General features: G+C 57.3%; 24 protein-coding genes. 9 read left to right on the top strand and 15 right to left on the bottom strand.

The window, feature by feature from the left end; translation table 11 throughout:
- Window positions 1-54 precede the first annotated feature (54 nt).
- Window positions 55-561 carry a hypothetical protein gene (locus ACI2KS_RS18585; RefSeq protein WP_404622439.1) on the top strand — a complete coding sequence of 169 codons (507 nt, stop codon included), beginning with the start codon at window positions 55-57 and terminating at the stop codon, window positions 559-561.
- Between the two features lie 469 nt (window positions 562-1,030).
- Complete coding sequence (locus tag ACI2KS_RS18580; RefSeq protein WP_404622438.1) at window positions 1,031-1,777, top strand: HIRAN domain-containing protein; 747 nt, start codon at window positions 1,031-1,033, stop codon at window positions 1,775-1,777.
- A 105-nt stretch (window positions 1,778-1,882) separates the two neighbouring features.
- Here ACI2KS_RS18580 and ACI2KS_RS18575 read toward each other — a convergent pair whose 3' ends face one another.
- Window positions 1,883-3,481 carry a hypothetical protein gene (locus ACI2KS_RS18575; protein ID WP_404622437.1) on the bottom strand — a complete coding sequence of 533 codons (1,599 nt, stop codon included), beginning with the start codon at window positions 3,479-3,481 and terminating at the stop codon, window positions 1,883-1,885.
- A 441-nt stretch (window positions 3,482-3,922) separates the two neighbouring features.
- On the opposite strand from ACI2KS_RS18575, the gene ACI2KS_RS18570 reads away from it, so the two are divergent.
- From ACI2KS_RS18570 to ACI2KS_RS18555, 4 genes are all read left to right on the top strand, one after another.
- Entirely contained in the window at window positions 3,923-4,519 is a 597-nt protein-coding gene (locus ACI2KS_RS18570; protein WP_404622436.1) for a hypothetical protein, read from the top strand.
- Between the two features lie 454 nt (window positions 4,520-4,973).
- On the top strand, window positions 4,974-5,279 hold the full coding sequence (locus ACI2KS_RS18565) for a DUF6124 family protein (protein WP_404622435.1): 306 nt from the start codon (window positions 4,974-4,976) through the stop codon (window positions 5,277-5,279).
- Between the two features lie 634 nt (window positions 5,280-5,913).
- The gene (locus ACI2KS_RS18560) at window positions 5,914-6,324 is read left to right on the top strand and encodes a DUF3597 domain-containing protein (protein WP_404622434.1); all 411 of its coding nucleotides are present in this window, start codon (window positions 5,914-5,916) and stop codon (window positions 6,322-6,324) included.
- A 77-nt stretch (window positions 6,325-6,401) separates the two neighbouring features.
- Window positions 6,402-7,418, top strand: a complete 1,017-nt coding sequence (locus ACI2KS_RS18555) for a hypothetical protein (RefSeq protein ID WP_404622433.1) — start codon at window positions 6,402-6,404, stop codon at window positions 7,416-7,418.
- Window positions 7,419-8,069: 651 nt separating this feature from the next.
- Here ACI2KS_RS18555 and ACI2KS_RS18550 read toward each other — a convergent pair.
- The 5 genes from ACI2KS_RS18550 to ACI2KS_RS18530 all read right to left on the bottom strand — a co-directional run bounded on the left by ACI2KS_RS18550 (window position 8,070) and on the right by ACI2KS_RS18530 (window position 13,208).
- Entirely contained in the window at window positions 8,070-9,407 is a 1,338-nt protein-coding gene (locus tag ACI2KS_RS18550; protein WP_404622432.1) for an MFS transporter, read from the bottom strand.
- Between the two features lie 193 nt (window positions 9,408-9,600).
- Window positions 9,601-10,530, bottom strand: coding sequence for a hydroxymethylglutaryl-CoA lyase (locus ACI2KS_RS18545; RefSeq protein ID WP_404622431.1), 930 nt, complete (start codon window positions 10,528-10,530; stop codon window positions 9,601-9,603).
- Complete coding sequence (locus ACI2KS_RS18540; protein ID WP_404622430.1) at window positions 10,527-11,720, bottom strand: CaiB/BaiF CoA transferase family protein; 1,194 nt, start codon at window positions 11,718-11,720, stop codon at window positions 10,527-10,529. The genes ACI2KS_RS18545 and ACI2KS_RS18540 overlap by 4 nt, the downstream gene beginning before the upstream one ends.
- A 105-nt stretch (window positions 11,721-11,825) precedes the next feature.
- Window positions 11,826-12,737 carry a LysR family transcriptional regulator gene (locus tag ACI2KS_RS18535; RefSeq protein ID WP_404622429.1) on the bottom strand — a complete coding sequence of 304 codons (912 nt, stop codon included), beginning with the start codon at window positions 12,735-12,737 and terminating at the stop codon, window positions 11,826-11,828.
- 141 nt (window positions 12,738-12,878) lie between these two features.
- Window positions 12,879-13,208 carry a helix-turn-helix domain-containing protein gene (locus ACI2KS_RS18530; RefSeq protein ID WP_404622428.1) on the bottom strand — a complete coding sequence of 110 codons (330 nt, stop codon included), beginning with the start codon at window positions 13,206-13,208 and terminating at the stop codon, window positions 12,879-12,881.
- 178 nt (window positions 13,209-13,386) lie between these two features.
- On the opposite strand from ACI2KS_RS18530, the gene ACI2KS_RS18525 reads away from it, so the two are divergent.
- The 3 genes from ACI2KS_RS18525 to ACI2KS_RS18515 all read left to right on the top strand — a co-directional run bounded on the left by ACI2KS_RS18525 (window position 13,387) and on the right by ACI2KS_RS18515 (window position 15,197).
- Complete coding sequence (locus tag ACI2KS_RS18525; RefSeq protein WP_404622427.1) at window positions 13,387-13,695, top strand: hypothetical protein; 309 nt, start codon at window positions 13,387-13,389, stop codon at window positions 13,693-13,695.
- Window positions 13,696-13,973: 278 nt separating this feature from the next.
- Window positions 13,974-14,294, top strand: coding sequence for a hypothetical protein (locus ACI2KS_RS18520; RefSeq protein WP_404622426.1), 321 nt, complete (start codon window positions 13,974-13,976; stop codon window positions 14,292-14,294).
- 153 nt (window positions 14,295-14,447) lie between these two features.
- Complete coding sequence (locus ACI2KS_RS18515; RefSeq protein ID WP_404622425.1) at window positions 14,448-15,197, top strand: substrate-binding periplasmic protein; 750 nt, start codon at window positions 14,448-14,450, stop codon at window positions 15,195-15,197.
- A 337-nt stretch (window positions 15,198-15,534) separates the two neighbouring features.
- On the opposite strand, the gene ACI2KS_RS18510 is transcribed toward ACI2KS_RS18515, so the two are convergent.
- The 9 genes from ACI2KS_RS18510 to aguB all read right to left on the bottom strand — a co-directional run bounded on the left by ACI2KS_RS18510 (window position 15,535) and on the right by aguB (window position 22,933).
- On the bottom strand, window positions 15,535-16,494 hold the full coding sequence (locus ACI2KS_RS18510) for a zinc-binding alcohol dehydrogenase family protein (protein WP_404622424.1): 960 nt from the start codon (window positions 16,492-16,494) through the stop codon (window positions 15,535-15,537).
- A gap of 40 nt (window positions 16,495-16,534) precedes the next feature.
- Window positions 16,535-16,708 carry a DUF1427 family protein gene (locus ACI2KS_RS18505; protein ID WP_404622423.1) on the bottom strand — a complete coding sequence of 58 codons (174 nt, stop codon included), beginning with the start codon at window positions 16,706-16,708 and terminating at the stop codon, window positions 16,535-16,537.
- A 246-nt stretch (window positions 16,709-16,954) separates the two neighbouring features.
- Window positions 16,955-17,731, bottom strand: a complete 777-nt coding sequence (locus tag ACI2KS_RS18500) for an AraC family transcriptional regulator (RefSeq protein WP_404622422.1) — start codon at window positions 17,729-17,731, stop codon at window positions 16,955-16,957.
- A gap of 70 nt (window positions 17,732-17,801) precedes the next feature.
- Complete coding sequence (locus tag ACI2KS_RS18495) at window positions 17,802-18,254, bottom strand: hypothetical protein (RefSeq protein WP_404622421.1); 453 nt, start codon at window positions 18,252-18,254, stop codon at window positions 17,802-17,804.
- The gene (locus ACI2KS_RS18490) at window positions 18,254-18,838 is read right to left on the bottom strand and encodes a Panacea domain-containing protein (RefSeq protein ID WP_404622420.1); all 585 of its coding nucleotides are present in this window, start codon (window positions 18,836-18,838) and stop codon (window positions 18,254-18,256) included. The genes ACI2KS_RS18495 and ACI2KS_RS18490 overlap by 1 nt, the downstream gene beginning before the upstream one ends.
- A gap of 201 nt (window positions 18,839-19,039) precedes the next feature.
- On the bottom strand, window positions 19,040-20,308 hold the full coding sequence (locus ACI2KS_RS18485; RefSeq protein ID WP_404622419.1) for an OprD family porin: 1,269 nt from the start codon (window positions 20,306-20,308) through the stop codon (window positions 19,040-19,042).
- 250 nt (window positions 20,309-20,558) lie between these two features.
- On the bottom strand, window positions 20,559-20,741 hold the full coding sequence (locus tag ACI2KS_RS18480) for a hypothetical protein (protein ID WP_404622418.1): 183 nt from the start codon (window positions 20,739-20,741) through the stop codon (window positions 20,559-20,561).
- A 201-nt stretch (window positions 20,742-20,942) separates the two neighbouring features.
- Window positions 20,943-22,049: an agmatine deiminase gene (gene aguA / locus ACI2KS_RS18475; RefSeq protein ID WP_404622417.1), complete on the bottom strand. Its 1,107-nt coding sequence runs from the start codon at window positions 22,047-22,049 to the stop codon at window positions 20,943-20,945.
- Between the two features lie 5 nt (window positions 22,050-22,054).
- Complete coding sequence (gene aguB, locus ACI2KS_RS18470) at window positions 22,055-22,933, bottom strand: N-carbamoylputrescine amidase (protein ID WP_404622416.1); 879 nt, start codon at window positions 22,931-22,933, stop codon at window positions 22,055-22,057.
- Between the last annotated feature and the right edge of the window lie 73 nt (window positions 22,934-23,006).

Genomic DNA, 23,006 nt, shown 5'->3' with positions numbered 1-23,006 from the left:
AGGCCTCTTGCAGTATTTGAAATACTAGGCTATCCACGTGGACTGGGGCAAGCTATGCAATATGAGGTGTTTGACATTTCAAGCTTCAAACATGAAGAGTTTGAGCCGCTAGGAACAAAAGCAAAATACTGGTGCTCTGATAAATTTGGTAATGACTATCTTTTTAAGTCTATAGAAACTCATGATTCTAAAAACAACACGGTATCACGCGATGGTGAAGACTGGTCAGAAAAAATATCTTGCGAAATTGCAAAAGCACTATTGATTCCATGTGCTGATTATGAATTAGCGCACGATAGAGAAACACGAGGCGTAATCACAAATAATTTCATTACAAGAGATAATGCTTATCTCGTTACGGGTAATGAAATCCTAAAAAACTACAGCGCACCGATAAATATCGAAAACACAAAAAAAACTGAAAAACAAAATATCATGCATGTTTATATTATTCTTCGAAGAATAATTAGAAACAAACCTTTAGGTTTCAATAGCCGTCCCCACATCAAAAGTGCAGCTGATTTTTTTACCGGCTATTTGATGCTCGATGCGCTTGTATAAAATCAAGACCGACATAGCGAAAACTGGGGTTTAATCGTAACGGGGAAAGGACGATTTCATCTTGCCCCATCTTTCGATCATGCAGCTGGTCTTGGTAGAAATGAATCGGACGAAACGAAGACAAACAGGCTCAATTCAACCGATAAGGGCCAGCAGATCACAACTTATGTTCAAAGGGCGAAATCATATTTCTACCTCAGGGAAAAAAGGCTTAGAACTATTAAAGCATTTGAATACTTTGGAATACTTAATCCGAAAGCTGCGCTGAGCTGGATTGAACAACTCGATGGATTGACTGCGGAGATAATGCAAGCTATTATCGCGCCAATACCTGTGGAAATAATGAGCCATGTGTCTAAAAGATTTGCCCTCGAAATGCTTATTTGCAACAGGTCGAATATGATGAAACTTGTACCTTTTTTCAGGGATAACTTGGATCCATCATTTAGAAAGCGGCAGATTAAAACATATGAATAGTGCATTCGTCATTTGGCAAGACCCTGAAACCACAATGTGGGAACCAGTTGCCAAACTGACAGAGTTACATGGCGTTTATATTTTTTCCTACACGCGTGGAGCTCTCCACAAAAATTTTGTGCCTTTTCCACGTATGAGTATTCTGGAAAAAGAATATATCTCCCATGAGTTATTTCCATTTTTTCAGAATCGTATCATTCCAGAACGGCGCCCCGAATATTACACCATGCTTTCTTGGCTCGATATGATGCCTGGCGCTCATGACCCGCTAGAAATTTTAGGTGCATCTGGAGGTTCTAAAAAGACAGACAATTTTAGAATTATCAAGGTGCCGAGAAGAACATTAGGCAATGAATATAGATTGAAATTTTTTATCAGCGGCATTGCTTACATCTCTGATGCAGCGAAGCGAGATCTAATCAGCCTAGATTCGCGAACATTGTTATCTTGTGTAATTGAAGATAAAAACAAAGCAGACTCGAACGCTATTGCCGTTACTAATCCAGCATCTGGACAACGGCTAGGTTATTACCCCCGCTACCTAAATGAAGACTTAATTCGAGCGAACCGCTTGCTAGGAGTGACTGGCAGTGAGTTAGTCACACAGATCCCGGTACTCAAGGTAAACCTCAATGCTCCTGAACAGTACCGTGTGTTTTGTGAGTCAGTTACTCCCTGGCCCGATGGGTTCCGACCATTTGAATCCGACAAGTATAAATCATTAGCCACTTCAGAATGATATTAAACTTGCCATTTAGTCTAAGTGCAAAAAAAATGCTCGGTAAGCTCTAAAAATCCTTCGCGCTCGATATCGCGGAGGATTAATAGTAGAAGCTATGGAGCTTTAAAAATCCAGATGCTTTCCGCAGTGGCCTATGACGATTTTCCTGTCTTTAGCCACCCAATCAAAATGAACTCTTAATGTCTCCGCTAAACTATCTTTAACTCCATGTTTAAGATGTCTTTCCATCAATATTTCATGGCCCCTATAGCTAAACGTCCGACGTTTTTTTCCTTCGTTACTCATGCCCGCCTCGTTCGCAGTAAACGAAGATCCGAACACATTCTTCGCTTGTTGATCCCCTAATCCGTCAGCCATAACTTGCCAATACGAAGAGACTAAACGCGTAAGTAAGTCATAAGCTTTAGTAGTGTGATTGAATCCAGCTTTGTCGGATTCGGCGGCTGACGAGAAAGCTGTTTCCAGCACTACCAACCTATCAGCGTATAAAATACTTACAAGCCTTAATGCATCTTCAACCTTCGCACATCCTGATTTTAGAGCGGTTAAAGTATTTCTGATGCCGTAAAAAACCTCGCCTAGATCATCTTCCTCATACTCATGAGATTGGTGACCAGATATTTTGTGCTTTAACGCTTCGATGGTAGCCTGAGATTTCCGTGCTTCTGCTTCCATTTCTTCTAATTGTTGGTTCAGTGTTTCAAGCTCGTTGCCCTTTGCGAGCAGCTCTCTGTCAGCTTCATCTAGCAAATCAGCAAAATACTTTATTTCATCCGAGCTCTCAGTACTCTTAGCTTGTGCTGCCGCATGGCTTAGTTTGGATCTCAAAACCTCGAAACGTACTGCTTCGAGCGAAACATGCCTTCTTGATAGGGGGATATTGCTTCTGTGGGTAATAGCTGCTAACACCTCAGACTCAATGGTTACATCTTCTCTACCTTTTCCGGGGAAATTATCTGGCATAAAAATGGCTGTTTCGCAATAAACGCCATTCACATTAGGCCGCCCCGGAAATATGAGCCTAGTGGCACCAGCGAAAGCTATAAATCTTCGACCCACAATCTCTTCGAGTCTAAATGTGTCAGCGTTGGGTGGAATAATCACCACCTGAGCTAGCCCTAATACTTGCCGTCTCAGCACTTCAGGATCAGTGAAGAATTCACCATCTTTAGAACTTATCAAAACAATGGGGCTTTTTCGAGAGGGCTTTTCTATTTCTTGCAGAAATGCATCGGCACTTTCCTCAGTAAGATTTTTGAGAAATAGCCCGGGCGTGCCATTGGTTGGTCTACACTTTTCCACTAGCTCAGCCACAAGCTTAGGCCTTGTAACTTTTATAGGTGCAATCACCTTTGCACTAACTTCATCCGTCTTCAGTAAAATCGAGCAATCAACCACTCCCCCGTCTTCAGACTGATGCACACCTACTTCGGTTATCCACTGCCTACCTTTAATGATCTCATCTTGGTGCACAAGTCGGAAACTAAATAGAAAAGGAAAAGCCGCCTGCTTATCCGCGCCCACCGTTGACCACGAACTTATTGAGAAGTCCTTTATCGTAAGACTATTTATTCCTCGCATCAACTTTGCAGGATCGACATATCCTCTTGCTTTGCGCCCCGTCCAGCTCGCGATGATTTTAATTAACTGCTCGACACCCTCTTCGGGCTCAAATTCAAATCTATTTGCATACACAAGCATTTTTTACATCTCCATATGTAGAGCGAAGATGGCATTATGCCTTCATGGGGATGCGCGGGTAAAGATGCGAAAATTCTCCTTTGCTGGCCACGTTTTCTACCTATGCATACGTTTGTGGAGGACGGCCTTGTCACGCATTTAGCCAGACAGCACTTCAGCACTTTTAAAGCTGTCGGCCGGAGCCTGGAGGAGCAATTTCGGGGGGTAGGTCGGCTCATGTGGCGTTTCAACATATAACTGCCCTGTAGGGCTTGCGCTGTTGCAATAAATATCAGGGTTGACGACGTACAGAGAAAGCTAATCACACCCTTGAGCGAGTACTAATAGTGGCTCCTTTTGGCCGGAAGCGTTCCAAAGCGGCCCTACGCGCTGCGTTCGGTCTATAGGTAGAATCCCAACTTCTAACCAGTACGCGCCAGGCGCAGGGAAAGGGAGAACGCCTTGAGTGTGAAGAATAGCTTCGACAATGAGCTGGCAGTTGCCAGCGTCCCGCTGACCGATTGGGCTCCGCCGCTAGTCGAACACCTAGGGCGCTACTTTGAGGTCAGCGAGGGCATACTTCAGCTGGACTATGCCCACCTGTCTGCCGAGAACACCAGCAATACGTCCAGTTGGCTAGGGATAACACTAACCGGTTGTGAGAACTTTACGCTCGAATTCGAATACGCTGCACGGCTGGGCCCCATAGGACTGACCCTCTCAATCCTCGGGCACGGATCTACCGGGATCAAGGGTTCATCGTCCATCCTGGACGAGAAAGCCTATGGGTCTGCTGAGGAGGCCTTCAGGAAGGACGTGCTTCAAGGCGACTCCCGGGCCTTGCGCGAAACCATCATGGCGGCGATCGCGCCCCGTGAGATATGGATGGGTTGCTTGCTTGACGCCCATTCATCTGACCGGTCTCTGTGGTGCTGCGAGGCGTTCGCGGAGGATCGCGATAAAGGGCTGGCGCATGAATTCGAAAGGGCTGACGCCGTGTTGTTCCGGTTCAAGATCCGTACGCGCTTTTGGGTGATTGTCGAGCGGGACGTTGGTTGACGGAATGAAATGGCGCTCCGGGTAATAACAAAGGCGTTTACCGTGACGAAAAAATCCTCGTTTGGACAATCCGCCAAATAACGCTTTTGGCTATCTCAAGACCGGCTCGACGTTTTACAGACACATTCCCCGACAAAACAAACCAGTTCCTGTAGGACGCTTCTGAAATTAAGGGATATCCTCCCGACCGCGTTGCGGCTCTGTGGATCACGGCTTACCCTCTTTCGCGTCGTTGATTCCAGCGACCGGTTTTGACAGACCGTATTCATTAAGACGCAACAATCGCTATCCCGCTGGTGGGTCTTGTATCTGCAGGCGGGGATATGGCGGCTGTCGCGGGGCACACTCGTGTGCGCCAGGTTTCTTGATGACTGGTCTGTCAACCCGTGTACAGCCGCCACCCTTCTTGTTTGACAGCTGGGGGCGGGGGCTTAACTCATCAAGAAGGTTCCCAATGATCCGTTCCACACCGCATCCCCCCGAAACACCCGTCACTCAATCCATCGCCTTCGGCATCAACACTGGCAGCCAGAATCTGTTCACGGTGCAGCAGGGCATCAAGGTCGAAGATGCCTTGGTGCTGGTTTCCGAATACCTGGCGTGCGCAGCTGCCACGGCTTATGAGTCCGCAGACAACACCCCTGCCGAGTTTCGGCCGTTGGCCAGGGCCGTGGTGTTTCAGATCGATGCTGCAAAGGCACTGGTGGAGGCCTCGATTGCTGGTCTCGGCGGCGCACCACGTATGGTGGTCGCCGATTAGCCGCTCTTGCGCTTGAGGACTTCCCGAGGCGTCGTATTCATGCGGCGTCTTTAACGCTTCCCCCCCCCTGTCCGCTGATGCCCTGCGCTGATCTTCACACTCCCCCGCCATCTCCCTCCCGCACCCGCTGCCTGTGCGACAAGCAGGTTTGAAATCCCGGCCGCATCGAATTCCAGCGTGAGTACCGCTCGTCAGTTTTGCGCCGTTGCTCAACATTGCTCGGAACTGTCGCGCGCGAAGGCCACTCAAGTGAGTAGCGGCACGGATTGATTCAAGGTCACCGATGTTATGGACAGCATTAGCACACAAGGTAGTGGCGATCCCATTCCAGGTCTGGAAGTAGTTGCGACCGTCTCCCTGCACCAGCACTGCTGGTGTCATTAGCGTCGAAGACGAGTTCTGTTTTCGAACGTGTTTATTGTCCGATGAACATTGGCTGGATAAGTCTTCTCGCAGGGTCGAGGAAGTTGTGTGCGAGCACGCTTCCAGCCTGGGGAAACTGTCTGTGGCGTTGTTTGCCGCGTTGATGTTGTTGCTCTGACTGATAACTCGGTAAGCAAACGGCCGTCTGCCTGTGTGACTACTCCGGCTAGCGAAACCGAACACCACTACGATTGAAAAAAAGGAATTTGCCATGAGCGTCTTAAGCAAAATTTTAGCGGGCCTTGGGATCGGAGAGACCAAAGCAGATACAACCGCCACCCCGACCACAGCCGATACCTCCGCGAATGCCGGCGTCGGTGGCGCATCGACCGCGCCCGTTTCGTCGTCGCCGCCGTCGACTGGCGCACCGGTGGATATCAATGAAAAGCTCGAGAAAATGGCCGAGAAACATCCCGGAACCAACTGGAAGATTTCAATCGTCGACCTGCTCAAGGTTCTGGACATCGACAGCAGCCTGACCAACCGCCAAAACCTCGCCAAAGAACTCAACTACACCGGCTCTACGGATGATTCAGCCACCATGAACGTCTGGCTGCACAAAGCCGTGCTGAAAAAGGTGTCCGAGAACGGCGGGCAAGTTCCAGCCGACCTGCGCGACTGATTCTGTTAATCCAAAGGAGCTGCGCCTGAGTCAGGCGCGGCATGCAAAACCAGGGAGCTATACCCGAGGAGTTACCCATGATTACAGACGAACGCACCGGCCCAGTGGTTTACCACGACACCCCCGTCACCACGGCCCCGCTGCTCAAACGCATTTCCTGGAGCGCCATCTTTGCAGGCGTCGCGCTTGCGATGGTGGTGTCGCTGATTCTCAACCTGCTGGGTACCGCGATTGGTTCGGCCAGCATCGATCCGCTGCAGGAGGGTAACCCGCTCGATGGTCTGGGCAAGGGCACCGCGATCTGGGTGGTGGTCAGCGGGATTATCTCGCTGTTTGTCGGTGGCTGGATTGCCGGTCGCCTGGCCCAGCGTGAAGGGGCCTTGCATGGCCTGCTGGTCTGGGCGACCACCTCGCTGGTGACCTTGTATCTGGTGTCGAGCGCGGTGAGCGGCATCGTCAGCAGCGGGCTCAACCTGGCGGGCAGTGGTCTGTCCGCGGTCGGCAGCGGTATTTCGCAGATGGCGCCACGCCTTGGCGATACGGTTCAGGACCAACTGCGCAAACAGGGCATCGACTTTAATCTGGATGACATCAAGGGCGAGCTGGAAACAGCGATGCGGCAGACGGGCAAGCCTGAACTGAATCCGGACAACGTCGCCAACGAAGCTCGAGCGACCGGCGACGATGCGAAGAATACCGCGCAAAACAGTGCGCAGAACCCGCAGTCGGCTGATCAACAGCTCAGCGGGCTGATGGATCGGATCAAGGCCAAGGGCGACAAGGCCTGGGATGCCGCTGATCGTCAGGCCTTGGTCAATCTGATCAAGGCGCGCACCGGCAAGACGGATGCCGAAGCCAACAAGATGGTCGACGAGGCTCAGCAGGCTTATCAGCAGGCGTACGCCAAGTATCAGGAACTGAAAGCCGATGCCGAGCGTAAGGCGCGGGAAGCGGCCGATGTCGCTGCCAAGCGAGTCTCGCAGGCAAGCTGGCTGCTGCTGATCACGCTGATTATCTCCGGCGTTGTCGCTGCCGGCGCAGGCATGTTGGGTCGCCGCACCCAGCCTGAGGCCAAGGTGGTCACCACGGTGTAATCCGAGCTGCGCAAGCAAACGCCCCAACGATTTGGGGCGTTTTTTTTTGTCTCCAGTATCGTGCCTGGGCGTGTTCATTTCGCGGTGACGCAGAACATCAGGCCATGCGTTACCACCCGCAGCGTGGGAACAACCATCTGACAGGCAGCACCGGACAAAAAGAAGCCTGCACGGTGGCAGGCTCAAAGGGATTGCGGTGGATCAATTCAGAGGTGCGGCACCGACGCCACCGCCAGTGCGGTTGAAAGCCAGGCCATGGCAAGAAAAAAGAACAGACGGCAGTATTGTTGGTTGGTCATTTTCTATCTCCCTTTGATGGTCAATCTAATCGAGCGTCGAAGTCCGGAAAATATTCAATGGTGATTAGTACTTTCAGGCCTCGGGACCTCTGTACGTTCATCATTGGCTGCTGTTCAACGCATAAGGGAACAAAGACAAACCCACTCAAAAGGTAGGCTTTCAAGGCTATCGGGGGTGTCGGCGGGATCTTGAAGAAAGGAGGATGTTGTTCGTCGGTTCGATCGGGGCGAGGCGCGGCGTCGGGGGTTGTTTACCCGGCTGAGGATGGAAGCCATCAAGGCAGTTATCGCAGCCCGGCTTGCCGACGGTGGCGCTATCGGAAGCGCCACCGCAGGCAGCGGGTGAAGGGGTTTAACCTTCGCTTTTATCCAGCGTGCGCAATTTTTCGGGCAGCGCCCACATCAACAATCCCGCGGCGATCACACTGGTCACTCCGATCACGTAGAGCGCGGGGGTAGTGCTGCCGGTGAGGTCCTTGATACTGCCGACCATCACCGGGCTGATGATGCCGCCGAACTGGCCGAGGGTGTTGATCAGGGCGATCCCTCCGGCGGCACCTGCGCCCGCCCCGGCGAGAAGCTTGGGTGGCAAGGTCCAGAAGGCCGGGATCGAGGCGACGATGCCGCCGCCCAGCATGGCCAGGGAAAGGATCAGCATGCTGGTGTGCTGGGCGAAGATGCCGGCGCTGAAGAAGCCGATGGCGCCCAGTACCACCAGGCCGCAGACGAACTTGCGACGCTCGCCGCTGGCATCGGACAGGCGGCCGATGACCACCATGCTGATCGCTCCGCAGATGTACGGAATGGCGGTGAGCAAGCCGATGATGACCGGGCTTTCGACGCCTGCGCTGCGAATCAGCTGCGGCGCCCAGAAGTTCAGGCCATAGGACGCCACCTGGATCAGGAAGTAGATCAGGCCGAGCATCAGGAAGCCGGGCATTTTCAGCGCGGTGAGCAGCGAGCCGCCGTGTTTGTTGGGCTCATGCTGGGCGATGCGGCTGGTCAGGTAGGTTTTCTCGGCGTCGGTCAGCCAGTGTGCGTCGGCGATGCGGTCCTTGAGGATCATCAACACCGCAACCCCCAGTGCGATGCAAGGCAAGCCACCGAGCAGGAACAGCCAGTGCCAGCCGCGCATCTGCATCACGCCGTCCATGTGGCTGAGCACCAACCCGGAGATCGGCGCCCCGAGCAGCCCGGCGAACGCTGAGGCCAGAAACAGAATGGAGGTGATGCGGCCGCGGTAGGTTTGCGGGAACCACAGCGTCAGGTAATACAACACGCCAGGTGCGAAACCGGCTTCCATGGCGCCAATGATGAAACGCAGCCCATAGAACTGCCACTCGGCGTTGACGAACACCATCAGGGCCGTCGCCACACCCCAGGACATCATGATGCGGGCGATCCAGCGGCGCGCGCCGACCTTGTACAGCATGATGTTGCTGGGTACCTCGAACAGCACGTAGCCGACCACGAACAGACCGGCGCCCAGCCCGTAGGCCGTGTCGCTCAGGCTGAGGTCCGCCTGCAGCTGGAACTTGGCGAAGCTGATGTTGATGCGGTCGAAGAAGGCAAACAGGTAGCAGACCATGATCAACGGCATCAGGCGCCAGGCGACCTTGCGGATCAGCGCCTTTTCGGCACTTACCACCTCGGCGATGCTGCTGTCCGGGTTCAGAACAGAGATAGTCATTGCGGTTACTCCAGTTGGACTTCCCAGGGGGAGCCCTATTGTTTTTGTTGTCTGGACGGACACGCGGTGTGGCGTGTTCGTACGTGTTCAACCCTGTAGGCCTTCGCTTGCTCGCGATGCACTTTGGCGGTAGCGGCAGTGATGCCTGACACACCTGGATCGCTAGCAAGCTCACGACTACAGAGGTGGGGCTTTAGCTGACAGGCGCTGGGTGCAGATCGCAATTGCGTCCGGCCTTGGCCACTTGCCCGGGCATCTCGTGGCCGAGCAACGCGGGCAGACGACGGGACAGCATCAGCAGGTGCGGCAAATCGATGCCGGTGTCGATGCCCATTTCATCGCACATATTCACCAGGTCTTCGGTGCAGATGTTGCCCGATGCGCCCGGCGCGAACGGGCAGCCGCCGAGGCCGCCGAGCGAGGCATCGAAACGCCGTGCGCCAGCTTCATAGGCCGCCAGCACGTTGCTCAATCCCAGGCCCCGGGTGTTGTGAAAGTGCAGGGTCAGCGCCGACGCCGGGATGCGTGTCAGCACCCGTTGCACCAGCCGGTGAACCTGACGCGGGTTGGCCATGCCGGTGGTGTCGGCCAGGGAGATACCCTGCATGCCCAGCTCCAGATAGGCGTCGATGATCTGCAGCACGCGGTCCTCGTCGATCCTGCCTTCGAACGGGCAACCGAAGGTGGTGGCGATGGAGCCATTGAGGCTCAGCGAGCTGCCCGACACCAGTGACACAACGTCGGCGAACGCGCTAAGCGATTGCTCGCAGCGCATGCGCATGTTCGCCAGGTTGTGGGTCTGGCTGGCGGACATCACCAGGTTCAGCTCATCGGCCCCGGCCTCCATGGCCCGCTGCGCGCCCTTGAGATTGGGGATCAGCGCCACATAGGTCACACCGGGTTGGCGGGCGATGCCACGAAACACTTCGTCACCGTCGCGCAGGGCCGGGATGGCTTTGGGCGAGACAAAAGAGCCGGCTTCGATACGGCTGAAACCGGCGAGAGAAAGCTGGTCGATCAATGCGATCTTGTCAGCGGTTTCAACCCAGGTCGGCTCGATCTGAAGACCGTCCCGTGGCGAAACTTCCTGGACGATCAGGCGCTCGGAAAAGTCGGTAATCATTGCACCACCCCGTCGGTCTTGAGTTGCGCGATATCGGCGGCAGTCAGCCCCAGATCACTGAGTACGCTGTCGGTGTGCTGACCCAGTGTCGGCCCTTGCCAGTTGATCGAGCCGGGTGTTTCCGAAAGCTTGGGCACGATGCCCGGCATCTTGATGGTCGTGCCGCCGGGCAGCTGTGCATCGAGAATCATCTCGCGGGCCTGGTAATGCGGATCGGCGACGATATCGGCGACGTTGTAGATGCGCCCTGCCGGCACTTCGGCCTGTTCCAGCGCCTGTAATACCTCGTCGATCGGCAGGCTGGACGACCAGGCACTGATCGCCGCATCGAGCATTTCGCTCTGCGCGGCGCGGCCATCGTTGTGGGCGAACTCAGGGTTGTCAGCCAGGTCGGGGCGGCCGATGGTCTGCATCAGGCGCTTGTAAATCGGATCGCTGTTGCCGGCAATCACCACGTAGCCGCCATCGCCGGTCGGGTAGGTGTTGGACGGCGCAATGCCCGGCAAGGCGCCGCCGCTGCGTTCGCGGACGTGGCCAAGCATGTCGTACTCGGGCACCAGGCTTTCCATGACGTTGAAGACGCTCTCGACCAGCGACACGTCGACGACCTGGCCATCGCCCTGCCCGGTCTTGACCCGCAGCACTGACATCAGCGCGCCCATGACCGCATGCATCGAGGCCAGTGAATCGCCCAGGCTCACCCCGACCCGGGCCGGTGGCGATCCGGGGGTGCCGGTGGTGTAGCGGATGCCGCCCATGGCCTCGCCGATGGCACCAAAGCCTGGGCGATCACGGTAAGGACCGGACTGGCCGTAGCCGGAGATGCGCACCAGGGTCAGCTTGGGATTCAAGGCGTGCAGCACGTCCCAGCCCAGGCCGAGTTTTTCCAGCGCGCCAGGGCGCAGGTTTTCGATCAGCACGTCGGCGTTCTCGGCCAGGCGCTTGACGATCTCGATGCCTTCGGCAGATTTGAGGTTCAGCGACAGGGATTTCTTGTTGCGCGACTGCAGGTACCACCACAGCGAGGTGCCTTCGTGCAGCTTTCGCCATTTACGAAGAGGGTCACCCTGCCCCATCGATTCGATCTTGATCACCTCGGCGCCGAACTCGCCCATCAGGCGTGCGGCGAAGGGCGCGGCGATCAGTGTGCCGATTTCAATTACGCGCACACCGTTCAGGGGGCCTGTCATAGCGGATACCTCAAGTGTTTCTTGGAATTTGCAACCAAGACTAGAGGACCGGGGTTTGGCAAATCCAACCGTATGTTGGCAAGACTCGTTCGCGAAACGCGAAGGCTAGTGATTGTGCTGCTGGAGATGCTCGAACAACAGCAGGCTGACCGGCGATAGCGCGTGCTTGTCGCGCACCACCAGAATCAGCGTGCGCTGCGCCCAGGGGTCACTCAAGGAGACGGCCGTCAGCCCCAGCGGCGTGCCGAGCAGCTCGAAGGCCTTGCGCGGCAAGACGCCGATCCCCATGTTGGCCTGGACCATCCGACACATGGCGTCGAACCCCGGCACATGAATACGCACCCGCAACGGCTTGCCATGGGACCGGGCGGCGGTGTGGGTGCGCATGTTGATGGAGCTGGCGGCGTGCAAGCCGATATGGTCGCTGCCAAGGGTGTCTTCGAACGCCACCTGGTCACGCCTGGCCAGCGGATGGTCGGGACGCATGACCACCACCAGCTCGTCCCGGCGGTAAGGCACGCTGTGCAGGCCTTGGGCGTCAGTGTCTTCGGAGCAGATACCGATGTCCGCGACACCGTCGATCAACCCTTGGACCACGCCGTTGCTGGGCCGCTCTTCAAGGTCGATCTTGACCCGTTCATGGCTGCTGGTGAACTCGTGCAGGTCTTCGGGCAGAAACTGGATGATCGCCGACAGGTTGGCCAGCATGCGCACATAACCGCGCATGCCTTGCAGGTGCTCGTCTAGCTCAAGGCCCATCTTTTCCAGATCGAAGAGCATGCGCCGGGCGTGGTGCAACAGGGTTTCGCCCGCCGCCGTCAGCAGCATGCCCTTGGCGTTGCGCACGAACAGACCAATGCCGAGCACTTCCTCCAGCTCCATCAGGCGCTTGCTCGCGGCTGACACAGCAATCGCCTCACGCGCCGCAGCGCGGGTCAGGGTGCCTTCTTCATGCACTGCAACAAACAGCTTGAGGGTGATCAGATCGAGGCGACGAATGAGATTTTTATGCAACATGGGAAGCTCTCGGCCACTGGGCGAGGGCAAGAATACACGCAAAGCGGGAGGGGGACTTTTCAGTGCCTGGGGAGTGTTTTCACGGCGCGCGGTTTTTATACCGTGTGAGCGGGGCTGTGCACTTGAGTGCTGACAACATGGTTAGCGCTTGATGGGCACAATAGCAATCAAGCCGTGCAATTCAACGGCCAGGGTCAGTATCTGTTTTTTGCCGGGAGAATCGAGCCGATAGAACAGCACCAGCATTCTGGCTTCTTCGTCGTTGGCGCTATAAAAATAGGCAGGGGGAAGATTCAGGGCGGCGGCAATCTGGATGATGGTCAATGAGTTAGGCGTGTGCTTATTGTTCTCGTACTGATTCATCCGCGCGCTGGCGGAGGCTGGATCGATCCCCGATTCGATACCCAGACGCTCCTGGGACAGCCCCGATGCCGTGCGGGCTTCCTTCAATCTCTTACTGAAAACGCTCATTGATCAGCCGCTAAAAGGCTAAGAGACTCTTGGATTCAGCGCGCCCTCATACTAAGACATGCTTAGGATCCAAGAGAAACTGGGCTATGCTCTCCGGCGGATGCCGTTGCGGTAGGCGTAACGTCACACACCACCCTTCCAGTAAGCGGTGGTACTCACGGATCAGAGTGCGCTTGTTATGAATATCGAAGTACAGCTCGCCAGTCTGCAAGACTCGCTCGGTGCAAGTCTGGAGAACGAGACGACTGTGCCGGCAGCGACAGTCCGCAAGTGGCTGAACGAAGTCGATGCAATGAATGTGCAGTTCAGCGAGCTGAGTTCAGCCTTTCAGCGAATTTCCAACGTCAACGCAGCGCTTGCCCTGATGGTGCAGCTGCTCGACTCGGCACATGCCGAAAAATTCGACGCCGACCAGATGTTCTGTCTGATCGACCCACTGCGGGAACGACTCGAACAGGCCATTGATGAGGTACAACTGGCTATTTAGATAGCACGGTTAGCCTGGCGGATGTCGATTCATTCCGGTGCACGGATGAATTCCGCCAGACGGTGCACCCTGCCCGCGCTCGCCTTTGCGCAGCCTCACTTGCACGCAAAAATGCTGTCTGACAAACACAGCATCACGCCGCTCAGACACATTGCTCCAAGCCCGCCCCTTCCTCGACGACGCTGCCTTCAAGTAACGTATAGGCTTATCCGATGGACCATCACCTTTTTACAAGGTGACAGCGCCCCGCAAATCGAAACACGAGAGAAGGTCCAACCGTGCACAAAGTCCGATTGATCAAATACGTCTGGACGCATCCGACACCCGAGATTTCCTCCGAATGGTCGAAGCTGCTGTACGAGGTGGAGTTGCCATTCGTACCGTTTCATAACCTGAACATTCAACTGCCCGACCAACTCGCCTGGCGCATCCGCGACGTTGAATGGAACGTCGAAGAACAGACTTTCCGCTGCCATATCGAAGACCAGTTCATGAATCTGCTGGATGTTGACGACTCCTACGAGGGCTGGCTCGAAATGCTGCTCGAATGCGGCTGGGAACTGAGTGGCCGTTACGCCAACGAGAACAACAAGACCTGACAGTGGAGCATCGCGTCGTGATCCTGACTGCAGAGTCTGATGCGGCAGGCTCGAACGCCCCGGGCAACGTCATGGACCTGTGCAACACTGATTCATGAGCCAGGCAAGAGGCCTGCACCGACAGGCCCTGTATTTACCTTGAGCACTGCTGCCATGAAATGGATTTCCCGCTGTATTCGCTATGCGTCAGGCGCGTTGCTGGCGTGGTCGTCGATCACGCTTGCCGCCCCTACGGTTGATTTTTACTTCCCCGAGGCCCCGCCGCTGACCATGGGCAACCAGGGCGAACAGCACGGCATCGCGGGGGACATCGCCCTCCAGGCCATGGCGATGGCCGGGTATTCCACGCACTTCCTCTCTCCACCCTGGCCTCGGGCGCAGCGTGACGTAGCCGCCGGTAAGGACATGCTCATCGCGCCGCTGACGCGTACCCAGAGTCGGGAAAACAGCTTCACCTGGATCGCCCCGCTGCTCACGATGGACCGGACTTTTTTCAGTCTGGACAAACGTGTCGAAAGCTTCGATGAGGCCAGGAGAACCTTCAAGCTGATCGCCGTGGGTATCGGCTCCGCACAGGAAATGCGCCTGCGTGAAGAAGGCTTCCCTGCCGCGCAGATCTATCCGCTGAAGATCGGCGACAACCCGGCGCAGATGCTGCTCAAGGGGCGCGTTGATGCCTGGTTCAACGGGGTACCCGAGACCCGCTACATCTGGAAGCAGCTCAGCGACCGCCCCCTGGTCATGAGCCGCGTGCTGATGACGGCAAACATCTACCTTGCGTGTTCAAAGGACTGCGATCCGCAACTGGTGGAAGGTTTACGATCAGCGATCGATACGCTGCAGGCGAACGGATCGGCTGGCGGGATCGAAGCGGGGTATCTGAAGGGACTTCCGGTCTGGTGATGGCGTTCACCGGGTCTGCTGGCGCTTCGCGCCAGATCGTCGGCAAGCCGGACTCCCACGCCCTCCGGGCAGAAGCGATCGACATTTATCGCCGCGTGCTTTTGATTCTGGCCAGAGGCCGTGGGAGCTGCCGGGGTGGCGCTCCACCTTGCCAGCGATCTGCCGGGTACCGGCCGTAGAATCAGGCCACCTGGTGTGTCAGGTTCATGCCATTCACAGGGTGTGGATCGTCGGCAAGGTGGAGCGCCACCCCGGCGGACTCCCACGCCCTGCGGGCAGAAGCGGTCGACATCTGTCGCGCTGCGTGCTTTTGATTGGGACCCTGGTTTGCAGCTGATCAGGGCAGCAAAATCACCTTATCGGCCCCACCCTGATTGACCTCGGCATAACGGGCAAGACCCTCCTCCAACGGTGATTCCAGCAGGCCGCTGGGCAGTGGCACGCTTGCATCATCGAACAACTTACCGAATTGCTCCAGCATCCGCGCGCATGCCTCGACGCCGTACAGCAGCGAGTTGATGCCGACCACCGAGCCGCCCTTGCGGTACAACGCCAGCGCTGGCAACTGCACATGGCCATCGACCGGCGCGGCAATGATAGCGATACGGCCGAACGGGGCCAGAGCGGACACAGCGCCAGGCAGCCAGAAGCCTGTGGTATCGAAGATCACGTCAGCGCCGCCGGCAAACACCGCGTTCACTTGCGCGCTCAAGCCTTCAGGCTCGCCCAGCTGGATGGCATTGAATCCTCGTTGCTGCAAGGCCTCGACCTGCTCGGAGCGACGTACCGCCGCCAGCACCTGCGCGCCACGCACCTTGGCCAGGTTGATCGCCGCCGTCCCGACAGCGCCGTTGGCGCCAATCACCAGCAAGCGAGTACCAGCAACGACCAGACTGCGCTCCAGCGCATCCCACGCGGTGGTGTAGGGCACACCAAGGCTGGCGGCCTGGGCAAAGCTCAGCGACGTCGGCTTCAGCGCCACGCCCTTGGCTGAAAGGGTGATGTACTGGGCGTGAGAGCCATCGCGCAGAAAGCCGATCTCCTTGCCGGTGCCCCAGACTTCCTTGCCCACCAGCTCTGCCGGGCCCTGAACCACGACCCCTGCAAAATCCCGCCCGGGCACCCGTGGCAGCGTGGTGTAGGGGAAGCGACCGAGCACATTCTTGACGTCGCTGGGGTTCAGGCCGGCGGCCTTGATCTGTACCAGAACCTCACCTTGAGCAGGGACGGGCGTCGGCAGATCGACGACTTGCAGCGCAGCCAGGTCGCCGGTTCGGGAAAATTGCAGTGCTTTCATGATGTTCTTATCCACAGTCAATAAACGGAAACGGGTCGAATCAGGAGGTCAGGTTGGCGATCAGTTGGCGGCCCATCGGCCAGAGCTGCTCGCCGGCCTGCATGCCCAGCAGACCGACCAGAGCGACCAACGGCGGCGCTGGCGAACGGAAGTCCAGGGCGCCGTACAACAGGCCAACGGCGATACCGATTGCGAGGGAAATGATGTAGCTCATGATGAACTCCGGGGCTTGGCGCAGTGCGGCGAGACTGGGGCACGGCGGCGTTAAGCGATGACCAGAGTGTAAGGACCGGGCGCAGAAGCTACCGGCCAAGTACTTCTGAATTTCGGACAGTGATCAGGGCCTGGTATTTCCGAGTGCTGAAAAACGCCGACTTGTAGCAGTCCGGCTCGCCGGCGGTAGCGATCTCAGGGACTCCAGCGCCGGCAAGCCGTGCTGCTGCACAGACGCGTGACGGGTTCAGCCGGCTTGTTCGCCTAGCGGGTATTGCGAGGGCGCCATGCCCAGTTCGCGGCGGAACATGTCGCTGAAGCTGCTGGGTGAATAGCCCATGGAGCGGGCGATGCTGCTGACCGGCACGCCCTGGATGATTTCCGCCACCGCAGTCGCCAATTGCACCTGCCGCCGCCACTCGGCGAAGCCCATGCCGAGCACTGCCTGAAACAGCCGCGAGAGCGTGCGTACGCTGGCGCCAGCGTTCTCCGCGTGCTGCTCGAACGGCACGTCGATGGAAGGCTCGACCATCACCGCCTGACAGACATTGATCAGGCGCCGGTCGCTGCCGTCAGGCATCGGGACTTTCAGCAGCGAGCGCTTGGCGCGCTTGAGTTCGAGCAACGCCAGGCCCACCAGAGCAGCGTAGTAATCCGATTCCTTGTCCTGCTCGTCCACCAGATTGACGATCAGCTCGCACAACAAGCGGCCCACTTCAAACACCTGAACCGTGGTTTCCAGCGTTTGAGCCAACGCCGGACGCAGATAGATGTTGCGCATCTGCAAGTCAGACACCACGCGTATACCGTGGGGTACGCCCGGCGGCAACCAGACCGCACGCTGCGGTGGCACCACCAGCGCCTCATTGGGCGTCTCGACCCACATTACCCCGGACATCGCATACAACACCTGCCCCCAGTCATGCTCGTGCGGCTCGATATACAGGCCACGCGGATACGTCCGGGACAACGGCCGGACCGCAACGGCGGTGTCGGAAAGATCGGGAGGGGCGGCAAGGGCCATGGGGTGACCGGTCAGGGACTGGAGCCGGCAATGTTACCCAGCTCGTCCAGATGTCGCTACAGATACGGCGTCACGAGCAACCAAGGGCCGCGGCGGTGTCGCCAATCCAGCGTGTTTGCCGCTGGGAGATATCCGGCGACTGCAGGACGCACCTTAGTACCGCACAAAACATCGGGGCCGACAGACGTTGATCGATCAGACGTTTACGACCGCTGCTGGCATGGATAATCAGATCGTCGATATCCAGCGTATCGACGCTGCTGAACTCCACCCAGCTTTCCAGCGGCAGGCTTTCTCCCGCGATGCCTACGTAATATCCAGCACGCGGCGGTCCGAGAGAACATGTAGGGTCGTCGGCAAGGCCATGAGACTTTGAAGTGAAGACGGCGGTGACCAGATCCTGCGACCTCGGGTCCACTGCTAGCACGAGCATGAATTTACGTTTGCACTCCCCTGTGACCTGATCGAAGTAGTAACAATCATCCCGCCAGATTTGCCCGGCCTCAGGCGTAACCGTTGCCATCAGCTACCCGCGTTGATGCGCGCAGCTTCCAGCGCCGACTGATACATCGCCTGCTGCGCTGCTACTTTCAGAAAGGCTGCGCGATCTTGCGCGTCATCGGCAATGGATAAGGCATAGGGGATGACTTCGTGGCTGCCGTGACCGCCCTGCCACACCTTGTCCCATGCACCGTTCTGCTCGTGGGTGACGTCGATCATGCGTGGTGAATAGATGCTTTTGTAGCGATCGGCCAAGGCCTGCATGATCGAAAGCTGGCGCGTGGTGAAGTCATCGGAATCGAATTCGACGCCAGGCAACACCTCGACCTGCATGCGCTCGAAGTCGACAACCCGCTGGGGGACAATCTGCACGGCCCGGGCAAGGTCAGGCCCCAGGTCTTCCCACTCCTCCATCAGGTCCACCGGCACCGGACCGAACTTCCATGCCTGATACTCAAAGCCCGTGACGCTCTTGCCAGTCTGTTTGAAATGTTCGAAATCAAGCAGATAAAGCAGCTTGAACAGTTTGATCTTGCCGCAGCACTCCGTGTTCTCGGCAAAGAAAACAATGGCGTTGATCAGGCGATTACGCGTGGCTTTGGACATGGATATTGGTTTCTGTCTCGGGAAGTCTGGAGCATAGACGGTGCGAGCGGCATTGTACCCCCATCAGCGGGCCGTGCAGGCAATACCCCAATACCACCCGTAACTGGATTTATTGATCACCTGGCATCTCTCCCAAACAAAAACGCCCCGATCTCTGGACCGGGGCGCTCTTTGCAGCTTCAACTCAACAGCCGTCGAACATCAGAAGACGTTGATCGGGTAGTCGACGAAGATGCGGGTTTCATTGCCGCCGACGTTGTACTGGTCAACGTCGTTGGACACACGCAGGAAGGAGTTGCGCAGGCGCACGGACAGGTCTTTGGCCGGGCCGCTTTGAACGACGTAGGTCAGTTGGCTGAACCACTCGCGTTCTTCGCCACGGCCACGGTCGGTGCCGTCGTCGATGTTGTCGCCGCGCACGTACGCCACCTTGTAGCTCAGGCCCGGGGTAACGACGGTGGACAGGTTGACGCCGTAACCCAGCTGCCAGGAGCGCTCGTCCTTGCCGTTGAAGTCCGACCAGTAGGAGTTGGCCAGGTAGATGGAGTTGCCGCCATCACTGGTGCCGCCGTTGTTGCGATAACCACCGTAGACATACCCGGTTTCACCGGTGCTGCGCTGGTGCGCGATGGTGAAGGAGTGGATGCCCACAGCCCATGTCGCCGCCAGGCTCCAGATCTTGTTGTCGCGTGCGTCGTCGACGGCGAAGTCCTTGTCCAGCTTGGTCTTGTAGCCGTTGAAGTCGAACGTCAGCGACTGATCCTCTGGCAGGGCCCAGACGTAGTTCAGGTTCAGGTATTGCTTCTTGAGCACGTCTTGATCATCGGACGCATAGAACGCACCGCTGAAGGCGTCGGTGAATTTATACGCTGCGCCGTAGACGTTGATGCTCTTGAGGTCGCCACTGTCGCGGCCTTCGGCGCTCTTGCGGGTCTGGGCCGTGAAACGGCCAGCCACCAGCTTGAGGTCCTTGATCTCTTCGGAGGTGATCATGGTGCCGGTGTAGCTCTCAGGCAGCAGGCGCGAGTTGTCGTAACTCAACACCGGCAGCTCCGGCATCATGTCGCCGTATTTGAGTACGGTGTTGGATACGCGGAATTTCACCGCGCCGCCGAAGCGCGACAGATCGTCAGCCGCGTTGCCGCTGTCGCCCTGCTTGAAGAAGTCGATACCACCGGCGCCGCTCTTGCCTTTACCGCCGTCCAGACGCGCAGCGTACAGGCCGAACGCATCCACGCCGACACCGACAGTGCCCTGGGTGAAGCCGGACGAATAGTTGGCCATGAACGCCTGGCCCCATTCGGAGCGGTCCTGAGGGCCGTTCTTGTAGTCGCGGTTGATGTAGGCGTTACGAAGGTTGACCTTCAGGCTGCTGTCTTCGACGAAGCCTTTGGAGTCCGCTTGCCCGTCAGCCATTGCGTGACTGGCGGCCAGGATGCCCAGGGCGAGCAGGCCGATACGCTGTTTCATCTTGTTGTCCTTGTAAGCAGATTGATCGCGCGCTGTGGCAAATACCGGACAGGTAATTGCGTCCTGCGAGGCGGTGAAAACGCCCCGCAAGCCCGCACGAAATCATCGCAGTGGACTACTGATGCACGTACATGGCGCTAGGCCACAGGCGGTGGAGGCGCGAATGCTATCCGCGGCCCAGGGGTGTGTCAATTTGATGAACCCCGAATCAACATGCGGCAACAACTCTGCAAACGGCGCCAAAGCGCCTCTATCCATTGTGGATGATGCCCAGCAACGCCTCCATTTCCGCGTCGTTGATCAGACCTGCCGGGTAGCGCCGGGTCAGCATCGCCCGGTAATCGGGCATTTCAATTCTTGGGGCCTGGGTAGTCCTTAACCAGTCCGCCACTATCTGCCGTGCTTCATTGCTCGCAGACAAACCTCGAGTCACACGCGACTCCTGACCTGCGTTCATAGGGACAACCTCTTGCGTCTTGAGCGGCGGAATCTACGGCGCTTTTGTTACAGACGAACGAAGCCGGGAAAGCTTGAGCAGACCCCGCGCGCACGTTCGCCTGGCAAACGAGCAATCGTCAGCCACAAAAAAGCCCATCCTCCGATGGGCTTTGAAGACAGCAAGAAGCGAACCAACTCAGCGGCGATGCGGTGCCGGTTGTTGCTGGGTCAGGCAGTGAATGTTGCCGCCGCCCAGCAATAGCTCACGCCCCGGCACCATCACCACTTCGTGCTCGGGGAACAATTGCTGAAGAATCTGCCGCGCGCTTTCGTCCAGCGGATCGTCGAAACTCGGCGCGATGATCCCGCCATTGACGATCAGAAAGTTCACGTAGGAGCCGGCAAGACGCACCGAAGGGTTGCGTTCCTGGCTGCCGTGCACCTGATCAACGCCCGCGCATTCTTCTTCGGTGGCGAACAAGGGACCCGGGATCGGCATTTTATGCACAATCAATGCTCGGCCTTTGGCGTCTCGCGCGTTTTCCAGCACGCCCATGGCCGCCTGACAGCGCGGATAGTTGGGGTCTTTCGGGTCATCGGTCCAGGCCAGCAGTACCTCGCCCGGTCTTACGTAGCAGCAGAAGTTATCCACATGACCGTCGGTTTCGTCGTTGTACAGGCCGTCCGGCAGCCAGATGATCTTCTCCACCGAGAGATGATCACGCAGCACCGCTTCGATATCTTCGCGGGACAGATGCGGGTTGCGGTTGCGATTGAGCAGGCATTCTTCGGTGGTGATCAGCGTGCCTTCGCCGTCGACATGGATCGAGCCGCCCTCGAGCACGAAACCTGGCGTCACGTAACGCGGGCAACGCTCGATTTCCAGCACCTTGCTCGCCAGCGCCTCATCCAGATTCCACGGCGCGTACAAGCCGCCATCGAAACCGCCCCAGGCGTTGAACCCCCAGTCCACGCCGCGCACTTCGCCCGCATCGTTGATGACGAAAGTCGGGCCGGTGTCGCGTACCCAGGCGTCGTCGTTGCTGATTTCGACGACCCGAATGTTGGGCACGTCGAGGCGGGCGCGAGCGTTGTCGTATTGGGCTGCCGATACCGCCACGGTCACCGGCTCGAACCGGGCTACCGCCTTGGCCACGGCCACGTGCGCGGTCTGCACCGGCTTGCCGCCCAGGCGCCAGTTGTCCGGACGCTCGGGCCAGACCATCCAGGTCTGGGTCTGCGGCGCCCATTCGGCTGGCATGTAGAAGCCGTCGGCGCGCGGTGTGCTGTTGAGGGTGGTCATGCTAATCAAGACTCCAGTGAACCGTCGAGGGTTTTCAATGCGCCATACAGGTTGGGACGACGGTCACGGAAAGAGCCCCAGGCGCTGCGGATGTGTTCCAGCTCGTCGAGGTCGAAGCTGTGCACGAGCACGCCCTCTTCGGTCTGGTTGAGTTCTTCGACTTTTTCGCCAAACTGATTGGCGATGAACGATGAACCGTAAAAAGTGATGTCGTAGCCGTCCTGCTCTTCGTTGCCGATGCGATTGCTGGCAATCAGCGGCATCAGGTTAGCGCCAGCGTGGCCCTGTTGCACGCGCTGCCAGTGATCGCGGGAGCTGATGGTCTTGTCGTGAGGCTCGCTGCCGATGGCGGTCGGGTAGAGCAGGATCTCTGCGCCCTGCAACGCCATGCTGCGCGCGCATTCGGGAAACCACTGGTCCCAGCAGATGCCCACGCCGATCTTCGCGTAGCGGGTGTTCCAGACCTTGAAGCCCGTGTCGCCGGGGTTGAAGTAGTACTTTTCGTGATAGCCGGGACCGTCCGGGATATGGCTCTTGCGGTAGACCCCCAGGTTGCTGCCGTCGGCATCGATGATCGCGATGCTGTTGAAACGCGCACGCCCGGCAAGTTCGAAAAAACTGATCGGCAGCACCACCTGCAATTCTCTGGCGACCTTCTGGAAATGCGCGATTGCAACGTTGGTCTCGGTCGGCGTCGCCAGTTGCAGATAGTCCGGATCAGGTTTCTGGCAGAAGTACGGCGCTTCGAACAACTCCTGAATGAGGATGATCTGAGCACCCTTGGCAGCAGCCTCGCGGACCAGCCTTTCAGCGGTCTCGATGTTGGCCTCCAGATCCCACGAACAGGCCATTTGAGTAGCAGCGACGGTAACGATACGGCTCACGAAAATTCCTCCGGCAGCAGATGCGAAAGGCAGTCAGCGCAAAGACGAACGATGACAATGTGAGCGCCTTTAT

Source organism: Pseudomonas sp. NPDC087358 (assembly GCF_044900785.1).
Classification (GTDB): Bacteria; Pseudomonadota; Gammaproteobacteria; order Pseudomonadales; family Pseudomonadaceae; genus Aquipseudomonas.
This window is presented reverse-complemented; position numbering and strand designations above follow the sequence as displayed.

Bases quoted from the DNA above. Each gene is read 5' to 3' on its own strand.
- ACI2KS_RS18585 (WP_404622439.1), top strand. From the start codon at position 55: ATGCAATATGAGGTGTTTGACATTTCAAGCTTCAAACATGAAGAGTTT.
- ACI2KS_RS18580 (WP_404622438.1), top strand. From the start codon at position 1,031: ATGAATAGTGCATTCGTCATTTGGCAAGACCCTGAAACCACAATGTGG.
- ACI2KS_RS18575 (WP_404622437.1), bottom strand. From the start codon at position 3,481: ATGCTTGTGTATGCAAATAGATTTGAATTTGAGCCCGAAGAGGGTGTC.
- ACI2KS_RS18565 (WP_404622435.1), top strand. From the start codon at position 4,974: ATGATCCGTTCCACACCGCATCCCCCCGAAACACCCGTCACTCAATCC.
- ACI2KS_RS18560 (WP_404622434.1), top strand. From the start codon at position 5,914: ATGAGCGTCTTAAGCAAAATTTTAGCGGGCCTTGGGATCGGAGAGACC.
- ACI2KS_RS18555 (WP_404622433.1), top strand. From the start codon at position 6,402: ATGATTACAGACGAACGCACCGGCCCAGTGGTTTACCACGACACCCCC.
- ACI2KS_RS18550 (WP_404622432.1), bottom strand. From the start codon at position 9,407: ATGACTATCTCTGTTCTGAACCCGGACAGCAGCATCGCCGAGGTGGTA.
- ACI2KS_RS18545 (WP_404622431.1), bottom strand. From the start codon at position 10,530: ATGATTACCGACTTTTCCGAGCGCCTGATCGTCCAGGAAGTTTCGCCA.
- ACI2KS_RS18540 (WP_404622430.1), bottom strand. From the start codon at position 11,720: ATGACAGGCCCCCTGAACGGTGTGCGCGTAATTGAAATCGGCACACTG.
- ACI2KS_RS18535 (WP_404622429.1), bottom strand. From the start codon at position 12,737: ATGTTGCATAAAAATCTCATTCGTCGCCTCGATCTGATCACCCTCAAG.
- ACI2KS_RS18530 (WP_404622428.1), bottom strand. From the start codon at position 13,208: ATGAGCGTTTTCAGTAAGAGATTGAAGGAAGCCCGCACGGCATCGGGG.
- ACI2KS_RS18525 (WP_404622427.1), top strand. From the start codon at position 13,387: ATGAATATCGAAGTACAGCTCGCCAGTCTGCAAGACTCGCTCGGTGCA.
- ACI2KS_RS18515 (WP_404622425.1), top strand. From the start codon at position 14,448: ATGAAATGGATTTCCCGCTGTATTCGCTATGCGTCAGGCGCGTTGCTG.
- ACI2KS_RS18510 (WP_404622424.1), bottom strand. From the start codon at position 16,494: ATGAAAGCACTGCAATTTTCCCGAACCGGCGACCTGGCTGCGCTGCAA.
- ACI2KS_RS18505 (WP_404622423.1), bottom strand. From the start codon at position 16,708: ATGAGCTACATCATTTCCCTCGCAATCGGTATCGCCGTTGGCCTGTTG.
- ACI2KS_RS18500 (WP_404622422.1), bottom strand. From the start codon at position 17,731: ATGGCCCTTGCCGCCCCTCCCGATCTTTCCGACACCGCCGTTGCGGTC.
- ACI2KS_RS18495 (WP_404622421.1), bottom strand. From the start codon at position 18,254: ATGGCAACGGTTACGCCTGAGGCCGGGCAAATCTGGCGGGATGATTGT.
- ACI2KS_RS18490 (WP_404622420.1), bottom strand. From the start codon at position 18,838: ATGTCCAAAGCCACGCGTAATCGCCTGATCAACGCCATTGTTTTCTTT.
- ACI2KS_RS18485 (WP_404622419.1), bottom strand. From the start codon at position 20,308: ATGAAACAGCGTATCGGCCTGCTCGCCCTGGGCATCCTGGCCGCCAGT.
- aguA (WP_404622417.1), bottom strand. From the start codon at position 22,049: ATGACCACCCTCAACAGCACACCGCGCGCCGACGGCTTCTACATGCCA.